At 64.6% G+C, this 16586-nt stretch carries 20 protein-coding genes; 11 read left to right on the top strand and 9 right to left on the bottom strand.

The window, feature by feature from the left end:
• Positions 1-12: 12 nt before the first annotated feature.
• Entirely contained in the window at positions 13-981 is a 969-nt protein-coding gene (locus AB0L82_RS42965) for a hypothetical protein (RefSeq protein ID WP_364651197.1), read from the bottom strand.
• The gene (locus AB0L82_RS42960) at positions 978-1310 is read right to left on the bottom strand and encodes a hypothetical protein (protein ID WP_364651194.1); all 333 of its coding nucleotides are present in this window, start codon (positions 1308-1310) and stop codon (positions 978-980) included. Before AB0L82_RS42960 ends, AB0L82_RS42965 begins: the two co-directional genes overlap by 4 nt.
• Before the next feature lie 852 nt (positions 1311-2162).
• On the opposite strand from AB0L82_RS42960, the gene AB0L82_RS42955 reads away from it, so the two are divergent.
• Entirely contained in the window at positions 2163-2408 is a 246-nt protein-coding gene (locus AB0L82_RS42955; RefSeq protein WP_364651191.1) for a hypothetical protein, read from the top strand.
• Positions 2409-2445: 37 nt separating this feature from the next.
• Positions 2446-2937, top strand: coding sequence for a hypothetical protein (locus AB0L82_RS42950; RefSeq protein WP_364651188.1), 492 nt, complete (start codon positions 2446-2448; stop codon positions 2935-2937).
• A 28-nt stretch (positions 2938-2965) separates the two neighbouring features.
• Here the strand turns inward: AB0L82_RS42950 and AB0L82_RS42945 are convergent, their stop codons facing one another.
• Positions 2966-3991 (bottom strand): fused (3R)-hydroxyacyl-ACP dehydratase subunits HadA/HadB, encoded by a 1026-nt coding sequence (locus tag AB0L82_RS42945; RefSeq protein WP_364651185.1) that lies wholly within the window; start codon positions 3989-3991, stop codon positions 2966-2968.
• A 185-nt stretch (positions 3992-4176) separates the two neighbouring features.
• Between AB0L82_RS42945 and AB0L82_RS42940 the strand changes: the two genes are divergently transcribed.
• Positions 4177-4641 carry a DUF4189 domain-containing protein gene (locus tag AB0L82_RS42940; protein ID WP_364651182.1) on the top strand — a complete coding sequence of 155 codons (465 nt, stop codon included), beginning with the start codon at positions 4177-4179 and terminating at the stop codon, positions 4639-4641.
• An 85-nt stretch (positions 4642-4726) separates the two neighbouring features.
• Here AB0L82_RS42940 and AB0L82_RS42935 read toward each other — a convergent pair whose 3' ends face one another.
• Positions 4727-5914 carry a nitric oxide synthase oxygenase gene (locus tag AB0L82_RS42935; protein WP_364651258.1) on the bottom strand — a complete coding sequence of 396 codons (1188 nt, stop codon included), beginning with the start codon at positions 5912-5914 and terminating at the stop codon, positions 4727-4729.
• A 366-nt stretch (positions 5915-6280) separates the two neighbouring features.
• On the opposite strand from AB0L82_RS42935, the gene AB0L82_RS42930 reads away from it, so the two are divergent.
• The 6 genes from AB0L82_RS42930 to AB0L82_RS42905 all read left to right on the top strand — a co-directional run bounded on the left by AB0L82_RS42930 (position 6281) and on the right by AB0L82_RS42905 (position 11388).
• Positions 6281-6625 carry a gamma-glutamylcyclotransferase family protein gene (locus AB0L82_RS42930; RefSeq protein WP_364651255.1) on the top strand — a complete coding sequence of 115 codons (345 nt, stop codon included), beginning with the start codon at positions 6281-6283 and terminating at the stop codon, positions 6623-6625.
• Positions 6626-6782: 157 nt separating this feature from the next.
• Entirely contained in the window at positions 6783-7262 is a 480-nt protein-coding gene (locus tag AB0L82_RS42925) for an Rrf2 family transcriptional regulator (RefSeq protein ID WP_364651179.1), read from the top strand.
• A gap of 45 nt (positions 7263-7307) precedes the next feature.
• Positions 7308-8522, top strand: a complete 1215-nt coding sequence (locus tag AB0L82_RS42920) for an MFS transporter (RefSeq protein WP_364651176.1) — start codon at positions 7308-7310, stop codon at positions 8520-8522.
• A 69-nt stretch (positions 8523-8591) separates the two neighbouring features.
• Positions 8592-9131 carry a TerD family protein gene (locus AB0L82_RS42915; RefSeq protein WP_364651173.1) on the top strand — a complete coding sequence of 180 codons (540 nt, stop codon included), beginning with the start codon at positions 8592-8594 and terminating at the stop codon, positions 9129-9131.
• Positions 9132-9242: 111 nt separating this feature from the next.
• On the top strand, positions 9243-10082 hold the full coding sequence (locus AB0L82_RS42910) for a TIGR03619 family F420-dependent LLM class oxidoreductase (RefSeq protein WP_364651170.1): 840 nt from the start codon (positions 9243-9245) through the stop codon (positions 10080-10082).
• Positions 10083-10101: 19 nt separating this feature from the next.
• Entirely contained in the window at positions 10102-11388 is a 1287-nt protein-coding gene (locus AB0L82_RS42905) for an MFS transporter (RefSeq protein ID WP_364651167.1), read from the top strand.
• A gap of 68 nt (positions 11389-11456) precedes the next feature.
• On the opposite strand, the gene AB0L82_RS42900 is transcribed toward AB0L82_RS42905, so the two are convergent.
• The gene (locus AB0L82_RS42900; protein ID WP_364651164.1) at positions 11457-11906 is read right to left on the bottom strand and encodes a bacteriocin immunity protein; all 450 of its coding nucleotides are present in this window, start codon (positions 11904-11906) and stop codon (positions 11457-11459) included.
• Between the two features lie 198 nt (positions 11907-12104).
• Here AB0L82_RS42900 and AB0L82_RS42895 point away from each other — a divergent pair, with 198 nt between their 5' ends.
• Entirely contained in the window at positions 12105-12905 is an 801-nt protein-coding gene (locus tag AB0L82_RS42895) for a hypothetical protein (RefSeq protein ID WP_364651161.1), read from the top strand.
• A 705-nt stretch (positions 12906-13610) separates the two neighbouring features.
• Here AB0L82_RS42895 and AB0L82_RS42890 read toward each other — a convergent pair.
• The gene (locus tag AB0L82_RS42890) at positions 13611-14525 is read right to left on the bottom strand and encodes a D-alanyl-D-alanine carboxypeptidase (protein ID WP_364651158.1); all 915 of its coding nucleotides are present in this window, start codon (positions 14523-14525) and stop codon (positions 13611-13613) included.
• Positions 14526-14577: 52 nt separating this feature from the next.
• The gene (locus AB0L82_RS42885; RefSeq protein ID WP_364651156.1) at positions 14578-15234 is read right to left on the bottom strand and encodes a hypothetical protein; all 657 of its coding nucleotides are present in this window, start codon (positions 15232-15234) and stop codon (positions 14578-14580) included.
• Positions 15235-15252: 18 nt separating this feature from the next.
• On the opposite strand from AB0L82_RS42885, the gene AB0L82_RS42880 reads away from it, so the two are divergent.
• Positions 15253-15426 (top strand): hypothetical protein, encoded by a 174-nt coding sequence (locus AB0L82_RS42880; RefSeq protein ID WP_364651153.1) that lies wholly within the window; start codon positions 15253-15255, stop codon positions 15424-15426.
• A 5-nt stretch (positions 15427-15431) separates the two neighbouring features.
• Here AB0L82_RS42880 and AB0L82_RS42875 read toward each other — a convergent pair whose 3' ends face one another.
• Positions 15432-16226, bottom strand: a complete 795-nt coding sequence (locus tag AB0L82_RS42875; protein ID WP_364651151.1) for an ATP-grasp domain-containing protein — start codon at positions 16224-16226, stop codon at positions 15432-15434.
• Positions 16227-16289: 63 nt separating this feature from the next.
• On the bottom strand, positions 16290-16586 hold a 297-nt coding region (locus AB0L82_RS42870; protein WP_364651148.1), incomplete at its 5' end, for a hypothetical protein.

The raw sequence follows: 16586 nt of genomic DNA, 5'->3' as shown, positions 1-16586 counted from the left end.
TATCAACGAGACTTACCACACGATCTGGGCACTGGCCGGGATCTGTCCCAGCTCCTGCACCTTCTCCAAGCGGGCCATCGCTCCGTTGATGGCGTTCGGATGTAAGCCCGCGTCTCCGAGGGCGGCGCGCAGTCTGACAGTGTCCACGTTCTGCACGGCGTGCAGAACATCCGGTTCGAGTTGTTGCCCTTTGTGCGCGGCGACGAATTTGGATTTGATTTCGACATACAGCGGGCGATCGCTGTGGGGAAACGATCGACCATGATCGATAGCGACGAGGTCCAGGTGAGTGCCGCGGTCGACCGTGCGAAAGTTGCCGCTATGCCGGTCCATCGCCCCGATGATGTAGTCGACGACACCGACCTGCTGTTGCTGGTTTCGTGGATAAGCACCGAGCTCTCTGGACGGTCTGGATTCGACGAACTGCTGGATCATGCCGGGCATGTGCTGCCCACCGTCGGGGGCAATCGGGCCCGCTGTACGCGCCGTAGGCGGGATTCGCCCGAATCCCAGAATCTCGTCGACCCGATAGGCGGCGACCTCTCTGTTGGTCAGGGCCCCTCGCGTGTATTCGAACGGACGACCCTTGCTGAACCCCTCCCCGTCCATCGGCTTGTAGATATTGAGTTGGCCATCTGTCGAGCGCATCTTGAACACGTCCGTCGAGCTTTCTTCGACCGCAACGCGCATATCGCCTGTGAATTCGACGGTGGTGGTCATGCGGCGCGCGGCCATTGCGGATTCGGCGGCGCTGGGGACATAGTTCTGCGTCCGCATCGGATTCGGTTGACGCATCGTGCGGGTTTCTTCGAGAAGGTAGTGTCCCGAATTGCTGTCGACGCCGTCCAGCGTGCGTGCGCCCCTGGCCGCCGTACCGCCGGTGCGTTCATAGGTGCGCGCAACCGAGCGAATACCCAGGTCCAATGTCCGGGAGACACGATCAGCGATGTCCCGCAGAATCGGTGTAATGCTGCCACTCATACGTCTGGTCTCGGTGGCGGTTTCCCATCGCCGAGTGCGCCCTTCGGCGAATCGGTTGCCGTGCGGGGACTTTCGTCCGCGATCCGGTAGTAGCTCATCCCGGGCAGCTCGAGCAGGGCATGCAGGAAGTCGACGCCCTCATTCGGACCGATCGTCCGCACCGGGTCGTAGACCTTGACGCCTTGGGTGCTCCATTCCTCGGCTACCGGACAGCCCTCCGGATCGGTGATAGCGAGCACCGCCGTCCCGTCATCGGCCAGCCGGAACTCGGCTACCTTCCGTGGTTCAGCGAAGCCGACATCGAAGATCGCGACCACAGTTGGCGACACGCCCATCACAGTCACCCCAATCGACTACCCCTTGCCCAGAACAGGACTCGGTGCGTGGATCTGAACTTGAAATCTAGCCGATGCGCCCGTGACTCGTCGTTGCTTCGGAGTCGTCTGCTCGCGGTCGCCAGAGTTGAGCTATTGCATAGGGATCGGTGACGTGGAGTGCACGGCGACCGACTTATCGTGCCGTCACGGGCGTTGAGTATGGCTTGTGCCAGTGATGACAACTACTGTCGCACTCGGGGATTCGAGGGTGGGCCATGGTCTCGCGCTCACCGGATGTGGTCGTTTGGCTATTTGGCCGCATCCGCCTCGGATACCCGGGGCCGCCTGCCCTGCGGCTCCTGAATGGTCCTTCTGCCAGCCATGGAAGTGACCGAGTATGAGGTTGCCCGGCCGTCGGCGGGGGAGTGCATGTCCGTGCTCTCCTGTCGACGGTGCTAAGTGTCTGACGATTCTCGCAGCAAATGAGGATTTGACAGCGTCTTATATGGCTGTAAGTTGGTCATGGTTCGACGCCAATGCCCTGCTGACCCGCAAACGGCAGGGGTCGGACCCGAAGGTCGTTCGCTGGACGCGCTGCCCCGTGTGAATAGCGGCGATGCTTCGAAGCGGTGCCGGGGGAATCCCACTCCGGCACCGCAATTCGATCCTCGGCCCGGCTGGGTCGGAGGTCTTCCGTGGTGCGGAAGATTCATTCACCCGGCCCGAGGGCGGCACATTCCGAACCGAATTTGATGTGCGTCACGTCGTGCGCGCAGCAGCCCGCAGATAGCCGATAATTTGCCAACCGGACCATCCGGATAACCACCAACTCGTTCGTGAACTCCGAGTGAGAAGAGGGCAGTCATGGTCGGTGTACAGCATTTCGTCATTGCGGGTTCGATTGCCGCGGCCATGTTCGCGGGAGCGGTCGGAACAGCGGCAGCCGATCCGGGCGGCGCTTGGTGCTCAGGCAACATGTGCTACAACGAGAGTGACGCCCCAGCGCTCGCGACCGGCGACTACACCTGCCCCAGCGGACTGGTCTTCCCCTCATTCGCGATCGTGCCACCGCGCACCGCCGTCCCGATCTTCCCCGCCCGCTGCTCCTGACCGGGATCGCTCAGGCCTGGCGAATATCGTGAACCGAATGCGTGTGCTGAACGGTTCCCGGCTGGTTGGACGCGCCGGGTGGTGGAGTTTCATCGTGGTCTCATGCCTGGTTGGCGGGGTGTGGTGGTTGCCGGACAACCAGGCCCGGCAGCTCGATTTCGCGTTCATAGGCAACCGATCCGCGGGCACCCTGACATTCGGCACCGGCGCCGGAGTCCGCCGATATGCCGATTACCAGCCCGCCAGCTGGTTCGGGTCGATCGGCAGCATTTCGACGTTCGGGATGGTCGCATTCATCGTGGTGGTCGCGGCGGCTGTGGTCGAAGCCGCCGCGATCGGCCGGTGGGGGCGTGGCATCGTGACGATCGCGGTGCCATTCCTATGTCTGCTCCTTGTCGCATGCACACTTCCCGACGGGCGCTGGGGATTTCAACCGAGTCTGGCGATCTCGGTCTTCGGTGTGCTCATCGCGGTCGCAATCCGCGAGACCTGGGGTCATCTATCGGTGACCGCCGCCGAATCCAGATGAATTGCTCCTGAGACGAATTGAGAATCGGCTACGTGAGGCGGACATCCATGGTGGCCAGGCCGAAGATCTTGCGCCCGGCCGACTTCGCGATGAGAACGACTGTGGCGGTGCGGGTTTCGGGGTCGATCGATTTGACCTTGCCGCTGAACTCGACGTCACCGGCCGAGCCGGATTCGATGACCGTGTAGTTCGACAGGCGGGCTCCGAATCGGACGATGGCGCCGGGATCGCCCAGCCAATCGGTGATGAACCCCGCCCCCAAGCCCATGGTCAGCATGCCGTGCGCGATCACATCGGGGAGCCCGGCCAGCGAAGCGACTTCCTCATGCCAGTGGATCGGATTCACATCGCCGGCGACGCCCGCGTAGTTCACCAGGTCGCCTCGGGTCAGTTTGACCGTCCGCGCCGGTAGCTCATCGCCTACCGCAATATCCTCGAACCGGAGTGCGGTGTGCGGTAACCGCGTTCGTGATTGCTGAGAATACCGAGCACTCGCCTGTACCGGCTGATCCATCACCGTATGCGGCACCGAGGACGCGGGCGAGGACCCATCCAGACCACTCATGATCACCCCGTCGACCGCCTCGCCGATATCGGCCCCGACGTCATCGCCGGTAATACCGACGACGGTCGTATGCATGACATGGACGACTTCGCCCGACTGATCGGTGAAGGTATTGGTGATGGTCAGTAGATCCTTACCCGCCACCGTGCGCACCGAGGACAACTCGACATCGCTGGTCAACCGATCCCCGGCCAGCACCGGCTTATACATCTCGAAAACCTGATCGGTATGCACGAACGTGTCGTACCCGGTCATCACGCTTTCGAGCAGTACCCGATTGGCCCGCATGGCCACGATCGACGCGAACGTCGTAGGCGCGATCAGACTGTCGTACCCGAGTTCACCGGCGGCGGACTCGGTCCAATGCGCCGGATGGAAATCCTGCACGGCCCGCGCGTACTCGCGAATCTTCTCCCGCCCGACCTCGTAGTAGTCATCCACGCGATACCGATAACCAACCAGTCCAGCGACATCGAACGCCGTGTCCATCAATCAACCCTTCATCATCCAACCGACTCGGCTCCGAACCTACACATTCGAATTCCCGAGCGGGTGAACCCTTTCCGGCGGCGGCGGTGCGTTCTACGCCGCACCTGGCTGATTGGGTGAATTCGTTAGGGATCAGCCATGATTCGTCCGGGTCGGGAAGACGTGTTCACGAAGGAAAGTTCTTGATGAAGTTCATAGGCAAGGCAGTTGTCGCGGTAGCAGCGGTGGGTCTTGCGGGTGGGACAGTGATCGGTGCGGGTACCGCGAATGCGGCTGGGCTGCACGGTGCGATCGCATTCAGCGTCGAGAACTGGAGCTACGGTTCCAGTGTCAATGCGAGCAGCCGCGAGCAGGCGATGGATCTGGCGCTGGCCAATTGCAGTGAAGGCGGTCGTCCCGGCTGCTTCATCGTCGAAGCCTGGTCGAATGGGTGCGGTGCGCTCGTATATCGCAATGATCCGGCCGTCTACGATGGCACGGCTGAATACGCGGCGGGTAGCGGTTCGGGCCGCGACCGCGCGAGCGCGTTGCGCGCCGCCTACGACAGCCTCGCGCGCCACTATCCCCGCGCGATGCTGGCAAATGTCGGATCGGCTGACCTGTCGGCAACGGCGGTCAGCGTACTGTTCTGCACCGCCAACGCTCGATAAGCGGCGTTAGCTCGATTCGCTGCCGAATACGGCGGCGACCGCGCCCCCTTCTGTCAATTCAGTTGGGGGCGTGGCGGACCCGTCGCTACACCTTGTTCGACAGGCCCAGCTTGCGAACCGCGTTGCGCCACAGCGCGCGTCGGTTGGTGGCGTCCGAAGGCTCCGGGTGATTGTCGGGCGGGGGCGGCGGCGCATCCCGGCGGACGAACGCGGGTCGGAGGTTGGGGTTGGGTGGGTCGTAGTAACGGTGGAAAGTGGGGGTGAGGCTGGCTGAGAGCGGGGGATTGATCCAGGTCCAGTCGGTGGGGCAGGCGCGGCCGGCGGCCTGTTCGCGGTCGACGTGGTCGAGGAACTGGCGGGCCACGGTGTGGTGGTCGACGAGGTGGACGCGGGATCGCTTGTAGCTGAACAGGATTGCGCGGCTGAGTTCGATGAGGGCTTGGTCGCGCCAGAGGGTGCGCTCATTGCTGCGGTCCAGGCCCATGCGATCGGCGATATCGGGCAGCACGTTGTAGCGATTGGTATCGCCGAGGTTGCGGCCGATCTCCGAGGAGACATACCAGCCATTGAACGGCGCGCAAGCGTAAGTGAGACCGCCTATTTCGAGATCCATGTTCGAAACCGCCGGTACCGCATGCCATTTCAGATCGAGATCGGCGAACCAATCCAGCTCCGGATGGTGCAGCGGCACTTCGAGAACGAGATCGGCGGGCACATCGAAGATCTGGACGCTCTCATCGGGCGACTGAATCAGCAAGGGCAGCACATCGAATCGGCCGCCCTCGCCGCGCCAGCCGTGCTCGTACGCGAGGTCGGTCAGGTCGAGATTGGCCGGATCGCCGACGATGCCCTGTGGGGTGCGGTATCCGGCGTACCGGATGAGCTGCGAATTGATGATGCGGAAGCCGCTGCCGTCGGCGTCGACGGGCGGTCCGATGGTGATGATCGAGCGGACCGCACCCCGGTTGGTGGCCTGGCGGAGATGCTCCCAGCATTCGGCGGCGAGTTCGGCCGGATTGGTCGCGGTGCGCGCATCGCGGACATCGAGCGCGCGCCAGTGTCTTCGGCCCACGCATCGATCATGGTTGCGCCAGGCGAGTTTGGTGCCGATGCGCAATTCGTCGAGGGTGTGCCAGTAGGTCCCGGCGGCGCGCAACCGGCGGGTCGCATCGGCCCCCCGCCCGGGTTCCAGATGCACCAACTCGGGCTCGGCGAAGAAGCGCGCGCACTCCTGAACGCGGTCCTCGATCGGTGTCACCCGGCGCGCCAGCATCGTGTGCGCCGGTGTGTTGCGGTACGGGCAAACAAGTTCGGCCGCAGCTACGAGATCGGACTGCGCGGCCACGGTATGGGTCGTCATCGAACCGGTTCCTCCGTGGGTTGTGCCGGTGGCGGCCCGCATGCATGACCGCCTGCTTCACCTTCCCCCTCCCGCAGACCAATATCGCACGGTTGTGCCTGAGATTTGCCCGAAATCACCGATAAGAACAGGAACTACGGTCGGCAAATCTCCAGCGACACAAGCGATCTGTCATGACCAGCCGTGCCAGCGACGGAATTCCAGTCGGTTTCCCGGGTGCCGGGTATCACGCCGGAGCTGCTCGACAAGATCGGATTCCGCCGTGTATCCATGGCATTCATGAGCGAGATTCTGCTGTTCTCGTACGGCACACTGCGGCAGCCCGACGTGCAGCGCACGGTCTTCGGCCGCGAACTGCCCGGGCGTCCCGACGAGATCATCGGGTACGAACTGGGCGAGGTCACCATCACCGATCCGCAGGTGATCGCCACCAGTGGCAGTGCCGTGCACCCGATGCTGGTGCCCAATGCCGAGTCCCCCGGTGTGCCCGGCACGGTGTTCGCGATCTCTGCCACAGACCTGGCGGCGGCGGATGCCTACGAGGTCTCCGATTACAAGCGTGTGCTCGTGCCCTTGCGCTCCGGTGATAAGGCGTGGGTGTACGTGCTCGCCGCGACGGACTAGGCCCGATAGCGCAGGGACACAGCGGATTTCGCCATTGGGAAGTACCAACCGGTCGGACTGCAAAACTGTCACGGCGGTCCTCGATGCCGCAGGTTCCTCTCTTCGGTCAGCGCAACACGCCTTGAGTTGACCAACCGGGATATGTAATGTCCCGGTTATGAAGATGAGCGAGGGCGTCGAGTGGGGGCTGCACTGCTGTGTACTGCTGCACTGGCTCGAGGACCAATGGCCCGCGCCCACCGCTCGTCTGGCCGCGCAGTTCGAACTGCCTCCGGAGTACTTGAAGAAGCGGTTGCAGACGCTCGTTCGAGCGGGAATTCTGGAATCCATTCCGGGCGCGCAAGGGGGTTATCAGCTGGCCCGCACCCCCGATCGCATCACGCTGATGGATGTGGTGGCGGCTATGGACGGACGCGAGGATGCGTTCCGGTGCACCGAGATTCGGCAGCGCGGTGCGGGAGCCGAGGCGAATCCGGCGGAGTTCAAACGACCCTGCGGCATCTCCACCGCCATGCGCCGCGCCGAGTTGGCGTGGCGGCGCGAGCTGGCCGCGACCACCCTGGCGGACGTGATCGCCGAGACCCCGGCACCGGCTCGCCGCCGAGCCTTGGCGTTCTACGAGCGTCTCGGCAGCTAGTACCCAGCCCGGCTGCGGCCGGGTTTTTTCGAGAGGAGAACCGGGATGTTGAATATCCCGATTAATCGCCGGAATGCGACCGCGGAGTCCGCTCCGCAGCACGGCCTGAGCGCCACCCTGATCCTGGCCCTGGGCACCTTCGCGGTTGGTACGGACGCCTTCGTTCTGGCGGGCTTCCTGCCCGATACCGCGACCTCCCTGCACGTGTCGACCGCGACGGCAGGACAGTCGGTGACGGTATTCGCCGCCGCCTACGCGCTGCTGTCACCGATCGTCGCGACACTGACCTCACGAATTGGGCGGCGGCCGCTGCTGGTGGCCGCGCTGCTGGTGCTCGCGCTGGCCAATCTCGGATCGGCGTTGTCCCCGACCTTCGCGGCGCTGCTGGTGACCAGGGTGCTGGCCGCAGCCGGTGCGGCGGCGTTCACGCCCAACGCCGGTGCCGCGGCGGCCTCGCTGGTCGCCCCGCATCTGCGTGCCCGCGCCCTGGCAGTGGTGGTGGGCGGGCTGACCATTGCGACCGCACTCGGTGTGCCGCTGGGCACTCTGATCGGCGCCTGGATGGGCTGGCGCTGGGCGCTGGGCTTGGTCGCACTGGCGTGTCTGTTGGTCGCCGCAGGTGTTGCGGCCGTCATGCCGGACCTGCCCGGCGGCCCCCGGGTGCCGTTGCGCACCCGCCTGGCGGTGCTGCGCGAGCCCGCGGTGCTCGCGGTGCTCCCGCTGACCCTGCTCGGTATGGCGGCGGCCTACATCCTCTACGCCTACGCCGTACCCGCCCTGAGCGCCGTCGGCATCACCGGTTCGGCCACCGCGTGGATGCTCGCGCTCTACGGAATCGGTGCCATCGCAGGCAATCTCGGCGGTGGCTACGCCACGGACCGCTGGTCCGCCACCCGGGTGCTCGTCGTCGGCTACTTCACCATGGCGGCGGCGATGGCGATCTGGTCGGCCCTGGCAGCCACGCACACCCACTTACCAATCCTCATGGGCGGGTTGATGATCGCCTGGGGCGCGGCCAGCTGGTGCCAAACCCCACCCCAGCAACACCGTCTCATTACCGCGGCACCCCAGGAAGCACCCCTGGTAATCGCCCTGAACGCCTCCGCCATCTACCTCGGCATAGGCGCGGGCACCCTGCTCGGTGGCCTGACCACTCCCGCCGGAATGGCGACGATGGCGGCAACCGCTGCGGCACTGGCGATTGCGGCACTCGGTTATCTATTGCTAACCGGCAGCCGAAAGGTGAACACCTCGAATTGATCAGTGCCACCGGTGTTCCCGCGCCTTTTCGGATTGCGTACGCGGCCGTCCTACGGCATCTTTGCAATGGTGACACAACCGCTTCGTGATGAGCACGGCACCGAAATCGCCTATCTCCGATTTGGTTTGGGCTGGGATCCGGCCCGCCGCAAACTCTGGGGCAAGACCTCCGAAATCGATCTGAATGTCGCGGCGATGATCTACAGCGACACCGACCTCGTCGATGTCGTCTACCACGAGCACATGCTCTCCGCCGACACCTCGGTGCGCCTGCACGGCGACAACCTCACCGGCGAGGGTCCAGGCGATGACGAAATCATTACCGTCGACCTGACCCGCGTCCCACCCGCTGTCACCGCCATCATCTTCGTGGTCACCTGCTACACCGGCCAGCCCCTGGCCCGAGTCGAAAACGCCTTCTGCCGCATGGTGAATAGCGCCACCGCCACCGAACTCGCCCGCTACGACATCGCCACCGTCCCCGGCACCGGGTTCATCATGGGCGGCCTATTCCGCCCCACCGGTGCCTGGGAATTCCGCGAGATCAACCGCGGCATCGCCGCCAAACACCCGGTCGAGGCAACCGCCGAAATCCTCGGCCACCTCTAGCCGAAATCTCGAAAGCCCCAACGGCGGAATAGATTTCGATTCCTCGGACTTTTCGGCACAATCGCCAGGTTGTGCCCTATGGAAACCGCCGCCCACCCCGAGGAATCTTCCATGCGCCTGCACGTCGTACTTCCCGACGAATCGGCCACGATGCCCATGTCCAGGCTCGTAGAACTTGCCCGGCAGGCAGAGGAATTGGGGTTCGCGGGCATCTGGCTCCCTGATCATCTCCTGCCTCCGAGCGACTACGGCCCGGTGTACGGCGGAGTCTACGAACCGCTGACAACGCTCGCCTACCTGGCCGCGGCCACCAACCGGGTCGTACTCGGTACATCGGTGCTGATCCTGCCCCTGCGCGAGCCCATCCTGCTGGCCAAACAAGCCGCGACCCTCGCCCACGTGAGCGGCGGCCGATTCATCCTCGGCGTCGGCACCGGCTGGGAATCCTACGAATTCGACGCCGTAGGAGCGGATTTCGCAACGCGCGGTGCCGCAACCACCGCAGCGCTACACCTGATCCGCCAGCTGCACACCGGCTCATACGCCGACGAACACCACACCTTCGACTCCCGCGCAGTTTTCCAACCCGTACCCGAAACCTCGGTCCCCGTCCTAATCGGCGGAAACTCCGACGCGGCCCTACGCCGAGCCGCCCTCCTCGGCGATATGTGGCAGTCCGTCGGCCTCACTCCCGCGGAATTCGTCGCCCGCCGAAATCGCCTGCGAGAATTGGGCGGCGACGCGGTATCAGCGGGAGCCCGCGACTCCTGGGACAGCGACGCACGACCGGTCGACGACCTGATCGACCGGATCCAAGAGTGGAACAAAGCCGGTGCCGACGACCTGGCACTGCATTTCGGCCCGGTCGATGGATTCGGCGAACGCATGCACACCCTCGCCGCCGCACTACGACGGCTGGACTGGCCGATAGCTTCGAACACCCGCGAGTGATCGGCTACCCTCGCACGACGTGCCATGGCTGACCCTGCTGCGCCGTCCCCAGATTCTTGCTATCTGGACGGCGCAGCTGCTCTCCATCCTCGGCGACCGGTTGTATGCGCTGGCGATCATGTGGCTTGCATTGCAGCGGTCCGGACCTATCGTGATGGGCGCGGTCGCCATCGCCGAAAGCGTGCCGTTCATTCTCATCGGCGCCTTCGGCGCGCGGCTGCTGCATCAACTTGCCAACTTCCGTGCGCTGGCCGTGATCGATAGTCTGCGTGCCGCATTGGTGATCGCATTGCCGCTGCTATGGAACCTGGGCGGCACTTCCGCCATGCTGGCCGTCGCGGCGCTGCTGGGTGCGCTGGCGGCGTTTTTCGATCCCGGCCTCGGTGCCCTGGTGCCGGAACTCGTCGACTACGACGAACGGCCCGCGTTGGTGGCCGCGATGGACCTCATCGGCCGTATCGCGCGTATCGCCGGACCCGCGCTGGCAGGCGTGCTCCTGCTGGTTCTGCCCGTGCAAACGCTATTCGTCGTGGACGCAACGACTTTCGTGATCTCGGTGCTCGCGCTGTTGTATCTCGCGACCGTAGCCGCCGCGGTCGCCGCGACACCTGCCGCTGCCGAAGAACCATCCATGCCGGTGCAGCGAGCGACGGTGCGCGCACTGCTGCGCGAACACCCCACTCTCGGCGCAGCTTTCCTGGTGCACGCCGTAGGGCTGTTCTTCACCGCGCTGCCGGCGATCGGTTTGCCGCTCCTGTTGGCTCACCGGATCGGCGCGGGCGCAGCGGCATACGGCTGGCTGCTCACCATCACCGGCGCCGCAGGGTTGCTCGGAAATCTCACGGTCGGCCGGATCCAGCCGACGCCGGATTTCCTGCCACGTTTCTGCATGGCATGGGCGTGCGCGGGCCTATTGATGATGGCGACCGGCGCTGTGCACAGGCTCGGTCTGGTTCTCGTGTTCGCAGCCTTGTCTGGGTTCGTGACCCCATTCATCTCGATCACGCTCGGCGCTCAGCTGGCACGACATCCGCGGCCCGCGCGGCTACGACTGCTCGCGATCAACAACACCGTGATGCGCACGGCGGGCACCGCCGGCATGGCGATCATCCCGGCGCTCATCGGCTCGACCCCTGCGCGTGGATTCATGTTGGGCGGCACCACGCTGGCCGTCGTCGCGGTCGGCGTGTGGACGATCACGATGGTCACCGCTCGCGCGTCGCGTCCACGCGTTGTGCAGCATGCCAACGACGTCCGCCATCCAGTCGGCCGATCACTTCACCCACGCCGATCGGGTACCACCTGATACAACCGAACAGCGACTTCCATTACCTCGATGTCGGCTCGGGTGCGGTCATCGATTGGCACCAGCATTTATAGCTCGATCGCTCGGTAACTCAATGCGGCGTCGACGATCGATTCGGCGGATGGATTCTGCGCCACGAGCGGATGGAAAATCAGATCGGTGGCTCGCGGGTGGGGCACGTTGACCTCGAAAAGCATTACGTAGTAATCGGTCTCGGTGTCTGCGGTCAGGATCCTGGAGACGATCTCGATGAGTTCTTCGCGGGTGATGTCCAGAACTCTTGGCGGAGCTGGTCGGGCGGCCTCGCGGGCGAACTCCCGCAGGCTGCGCCATCCGTGGTACTCGGCGAAGTCCAGGACCGCGTAGGTGTGCCCGGTTTGTTCGTTGAAGCTGGCGATGGAGCCGTCGGCGGAGTCGCCACTCGAGATCAGATTCGAGATTCGCTCGATCTCGTGCGCGAGTTCGTCGAGGCGGGATTGGTCCACGGCAGGTGGGAGCAATTCCGGGCGTAGGTCCATGTCCAGCATTATGCGAGGGCTCGCGTGGCCACCAACTGTCGGTGGGTGCTGCAATCATGATGGGGCACAGTCGCGTTGTCGGATCGAGGGGTATTGGTGAGTGGCCTGGGGTGGGATGTGTTCGCGTCGAATCTCGCAGGGGTGTTGTGCCGGTGTCCTATCGATACCGTGTTGATCCTCGACTCCGGCCGGAGGTTCATGGATTTCAGCAAGGGCGAGAGCTTGGCAGGGCATGAGCTCGGCGTTCACGTTTGCGATGACATCAGCGATTCCGGACGGCAGTACCTGCGCGACCGCGGTTGGTACGCACCGGGATCCGATGACCTCGTATGGTCGTATCAGATCGATCAGCCGGGGCCGGATGACTATCGCGCGATCGCGCTGGAGGCAGTGGGGATACTGCGTGAGGTTCTCGGCGTCACGTCACCGACGGAACTCGGGCTGGATGGATGGGTCGAAGGCAATGACTGGCAGGTGCCCTTCGACCAGTTGTCGTGGACTACCTCGGGCGATGACGATCAGGGTCAGCTGCTGACTATCGCCGAGGCGTTGTTGGACAATCACCAATGGCTTGTCGACACGGTTCGATACATGCTGTGTGATCCCGCTACCGATCGCGGATTCGGTGCGTGGAGTCGACTACTGGATTGCCTCGGCGACTGTGACAACGGTGGGATCGGCGCTTTCGCGCAGTTCTACCGGAAGCAGGGAGCCGAGGAGATACGAGATAGGCTGCGACGCTCGCTCTTTCACCCGACGGAGCTGCCCTGGGAGTGGTTTTCGGATTTTGTTGCCGCAGCGGCGGACTGGCATCCGGGTGATGTCGCCGAAGCCCTGCTTGATCGCGTCGGCGAGTTGTGTGGTCCGCTCGGGTTCGCGCTGGTCTCCGTCGTTACGGAGGGCGACGACTATGCCGTCGCATTCGTCCCAGCCGATCGGGTAGGTCGACTGAGGGAAGTCACTACCGCTGCGGGACAGCGCATCCACACGATCCCCTGAGGCGCGATCGCTACACCGCAGCGAATGTATGAGCCAGGCGCACAGGCGGATTAGCGACGAAGTCATCGATGATCGCTGTGACGGCTTCGGGTTCTCCATCATCGGGAGATGTCCGCAGCCGGGCAGGAATTCCGCTCGGTCCGGTTGCAGGGATTCGTTGAGGGCCCGGCCGGCGCGTGGGGACAGTCCGAGGTTCGCGTTGCCCCATACCACCGCGAGCGGAGGGAAGTCGTGGCCCGGGCGGAGCTGGTCTACGGCGCCCAATGCTTTGACGTCCGTGAATAATTCGACCATGAGACCAAGTGGCCGAGCCGATTCCAGCCGCCGCCCGCGGCTACCGCACCCGGTAGCGGTGTGAGGATGCCGCGCCGCCAGCCCCGCGGACCGTACTGGGCTGATATGACGAAGCGTGTCAACGGCTTAGGAACGCTCACCCGTCGGGCGAAGCAGCGGGACAAGCGGGGGAGTCCGGTGGCGACGGGGATGGCCCAGCCGATGGCGCCTGCTCGCGCGGTGTTCTCCGACGTTGTGCAGGAACAGGATCGGGTGTCCCGACCCTGTCCGGGTATAGGCGAGGCGATTGCGGTCATGAGTGAAAAAGAGCGTTGATGACATGCGCGGCCCCATTTCCGGAAATGACTGAGTGTCTCAGGCGGTAAGTCGGTTCCGGGTATCGCGCAATCGCCAATCTGACAAACGCCCCAGCTAGCCGATGGGGAGCGCGCTCAGAATCGGGTTGTACGCCCAATTCAGCATGCGCTCGGCGTCCTCCTTTGCCGCGCGCCCGCTACCCGGCGAGCTGTGCAGCACGACCCCGATCAGCGGGATTCCCGCACGGACGGTCTCGAAGAGCAGGCACGCCCCGGCCGCGTCGGTGGACCCGGTCTTGATGCCCAAGGTGCCCGGGTATGCGCGCAGCAGCAGATTCGTGGTCTCCCAGAGGTGATCGCGATTGGCTGGGCCGGCGGGTACGTGATAGTTCTGTGTGCCGACGACCTCGCGGAACACCGGTGACATCATCGCCCGCAGGGCGAGGCTCACCAGATTCGCGGGCGTGGAGTAGGTGGAGCCGTCAGTGGGGTTGGGCAGCCCGCTGGGATCGGTGAAGTTGGTTGCCGCCAAGCCCATTTGGCGCGCGGTATCGTTCATTCGGCCGATGAACGCGTCCTGGCCGGGGCCGTATGCTTCGGCGAGGGTGTAGGCCGCGTCGCAACCCGATGGCAACATCAGCGCGTACAGCAGCTGCCGGGTGGTCAGCACCTCACCGGCGGCCAGGCCCGCGGTGCTGCCGTCGTAACTGATGCAGTACGAGATGCTTTCCGCCGGAACGGTGATGGCACGCTCGAGATCGCCGCTGTTGATCGCGATCAAGGCCGTCATCACCTTGGCGATGCTGGCGATCGGCGCCGGGGTGTTGGCCTCCCGCGACCACAGCATCGTGCCGGTGATGCCATCCGCGAGCGCCGCTCCGGGCGCCTGCACGCCGTCGGGTTCGGATGTCGGCCAGGGGAACTGGGTGTGCGGAGCGCTCGCGGCGGGCGCGGCCGCGACCCCTTGACCGGCCACCACCACCAGCGCCCCGACGACGACAGCCCGCAACAAGGGGGCAAATGTTCGCATGGGCGATATTCTGCCTCCGGCACGGCCTCGGAGCCGGGATTGATCGGCCCGGTCAGCGAGCCGCGGGCACCTTCACCCCGATTTCGCCACCGAGCTGATATCCGCCCTCCAAACGGAGGTTGTCGCCACTCCAAAACCGGCCCGGGTCATACCAGTTGGGGCGCTTCTGGGGCAGCAAGCCCATGGCCTGATACGTCATGGCGACGATCTCGGCGCAGTAGGCGTTCTCCAAACCGGCGTCGGAAGGGCGCGCATCGGCCCGTTTCGGCCACGGCACCCGTCCTCGGAACCAGCGCCCGGCCAGCGCGCTGGTCGACGGGAACGGCATCCCGTCCAGCCGCGCCACCGTGCGTAGCGCGGCGTCTTCCATCTCCAGGGTGACCGGCCGATCCAGCTGGCGAATCCACGCCTGCTGCTCGTATTCGTTCGACCACCGCATCACCGCCGCCCGCAGATCGTGCAATTGCGCACCGCGATGGTGGTTTCCGGACCAGATATCCGGTAGCGCTCGGCCCAGCTCGGCATGCCAGATCAGCGCGGGTAGATCATCGACCACCACCGCCATCCCGACATGGTTGACCGGGCTGTTGGTCAGCCCGCGGATCGCCCGATCCGCCCCGGAATGCCCACGGAACAACCACAAATCACCCGTCCGGGTGAGCTCGACCGCTTCATCCAAACCGACACTCGACAGCGCTTCGCGTGGCACAGCGACTAGCCTAGGCGGATGCGCTGGTGGAAGGTACTCGGATTGGCAGGTGCGGCGGGTGTCGCGACGACCGGAGTCATCATCGTCCGGTCCGAACGAAAACGACGCGCCTATACCCCGGACCAGGTCCGGGATCGTCTGCACGCTCGGCTCAGCGAGCAGCCCGAGTCGGCCGGTGACACTCAGGGCTGAATCGGTCAGATGACGTCGGCGCTGGGCGCGGCCCAACGAATATCGTTGCCGGACAGTTCGGTCCGCGGAATACATCCGCGAGCAAGCACCTCGAGTACCAGCTTGGGGTCGCACCCGTACACCCCGGCACCGAACGCGCTGTTGGCCTCTACGACGGCCCAGCCTCGGCCCTCGATGAGACCGATGTCGACGACAATCGCGGGCGGAGTCGGAACCTCCGCGAACAACCGCTCCGCGCAGGCACGCACCGCATCGGCTTCGGTCGAGGTCATCGGCCAGCTCCCGTCGTCGGCGCGCGCGAGTTCGCCATCACGCAGATAGGGCGACATGGTAAGCACCGCGCCGTCTTTGACGAAGCACCGAAACTCCGACTCCCACCGCACAGGTTCGGCAATCAATACCGGTGTCTCATCCGGACACGCCTGTGCCGAGGGCAACCCCTGACCGCCGCGATACACCGCCCCGGCGAACCCTTTACGTCCATCTGCCGGTTTGACGAATACCGGGTCGGCCGATCGCCGTGCCTCCCCGAGTGTCGACACCCGAATATCCCGCTGCCGCAACGACTGCGGTAAATTGGGAAGCCATTCCTTCGGCGCGTCCAACAGCGCGATCCCCAACTGGGCGGCAATCACCTCGGCGAACAATGGCTCACCGTAAAGCGCACCCACACTGCCTATTTCACCTTCGGGAACGCGCCAGCCTCCCAGCCGCAACACATTCCATCCGGCCCGAATAGCTGCCGCCCGCATAACGCGCGAGTCGTCGGAATAGCGCGGAGACAAGATCAAGGTAGACATCGCCTGCGAGTGTAGCCAGCGTTGCAGGGCTCGCCTGGGACCTGCGACGGCAACCCGAATCGCCTATCGCGGAGGGCCTTCCGCAGCGATGAGGTGGATTGCATCGTTGTAAATATCGGCGAATGCGTATCCGGTGGACCAGACTTCCAGCAGAGCGGCGAAGGGATTCGGAAGGTCAGCCAGAAGGTGCCCGACCACCTGCGGGCAGTCGATCGATGACGGGACAACGAATTCCCGCTCTGCCAGTAGGCACCACGCCCGGCTTAGACCGTGTCTCACGTCGTTGAATTCTGTTTCCAGCGTGTCGTGATGGCGTGTGCTGCATGATGTTCGGCCGTGACCGACGAGCTGTCCAAGCGG

Source organism: Nocardia sp. NPDC052001 (genome assembly GCF_040680615.1).
In the GTDB taxonomy this organism is placed as follows: domain Bacteria; phylum Actinomycetota; class Actinomycetes; order Mycobacteriales; family Mycobacteriaceae; genus Nocardia.
The sequence above is the reverse complement of the archived record's forward strand: the minus strand, read 5'-3'. Positions and strand labels throughout refer to the sequence as shown.

Excerpts from the sequence above, each read along its gene's own strand:
- AB0L82_RS42920 (WP_364651176.1), top strand. The coding sequence starts at position 7,308 with ATGTTGAATATCCCGATTAATCGCCGGAATGCGACCGCGGAGTCCGCT.
- AB0L82_RS42945 (WP_364651185.1), bottom strand. The coding sequence starts at position 3,991 with ATGGACACGGCGTTCGATGTCGCTGGACTGGTTGGTTATCGGTATCGC.
- AB0L82_RS42880 (WP_364651153.1), top strand. The coding sequence starts at position 15,253 with ATGCGCTGGTGGAAGGTACTCGGATTGGCAGGTGCGGCGGGTGTCGCG.
- AB0L82_RS42895 (WP_364651161.1), top strand. The coding sequence starts at position 12,105 with ATGGATTTCAGCAAGGGCGAGAGCTTGGCAGGGCATGAGCTCGGCGTT.
- AB0L82_RS42890 (WP_364651158.1), bottom strand. The coding sequence starts at position 14,525 with ATGCGAACATTTGCCCCCTTGTTGCGGGCTGTCGTCGTCGGGGCGCTG.
- AB0L82_RS42965 (WP_364651197.1), bottom strand. The coding sequence starts at position 981 with ATGAGTGGCAGCATTACACCGATTCTGCGGGACATCGCTGATCGTGTC.
- AB0L82_RS42875 (WP_364651151.1), bottom strand. The coding sequence starts at position 16,226 with ATGTCTACCTTGATCTTGTCTCCGCGCTATTCCGACGACTCGCGCGTT.
- AB0L82_RS42925 (WP_364651179.1), top strand. The coding sequence starts at position 6,783 with ATGAAGATGAGCGAGGGCGTCGAGTGGGGGCTGCACTGCTGTGTACTG.
- AB0L82_RS42950 (WP_364651188.1), top strand. The coding sequence starts at position 2,446 with ATGCGTGTGCTGAACGGTTCCCGGCTGGTTGGACGCGCCGGGTGGTGG.
- AB0L82_RS42940 (WP_364651182.1), top strand. The coding sequence starts at position 4,177 with ATGAAGTTCATAGGCAAGGCAGTTGTCGCGGTAGCAGCGGTGGGTCTT.
- AB0L82_RS42930 (WP_364651255.1), top strand. The coding sequence starts at position 6,281 with ATGAGCGAGATTCTGCTGTTCTCGTACGGCACACTGCGGCAGCCCGAC.
- AB0L82_RS42935 (WP_364651258.1), bottom strand. The coding sequence starts at position 5,914 with ATGCTGGCGCGCCGGGTGACACCGATCGAGGACCGCGTTCAGGAGTGC.
- AB0L82_RS42910 (WP_364651170.1), top strand. The coding sequence starts at position 9,243 with ATGCGCCTGCACGTCGTACTTCCCGACGAATCGGCCACGATGCCCATG.
- AB0L82_RS42955 (WP_364651191.1), top strand. The coding sequence starts at position 2,163 with ATGGTCGGTGTACAGCATTTCGTCATTGCGGGTTCGATTGCCGCGGCC.
- AB0L82_RS42900 (WP_364651164.1), bottom strand. The coding sequence starts at position 11,906 with ATGGACCTACGCCCGGAATTGCTCCCACCTGCCGTGGACCAATCCCGC.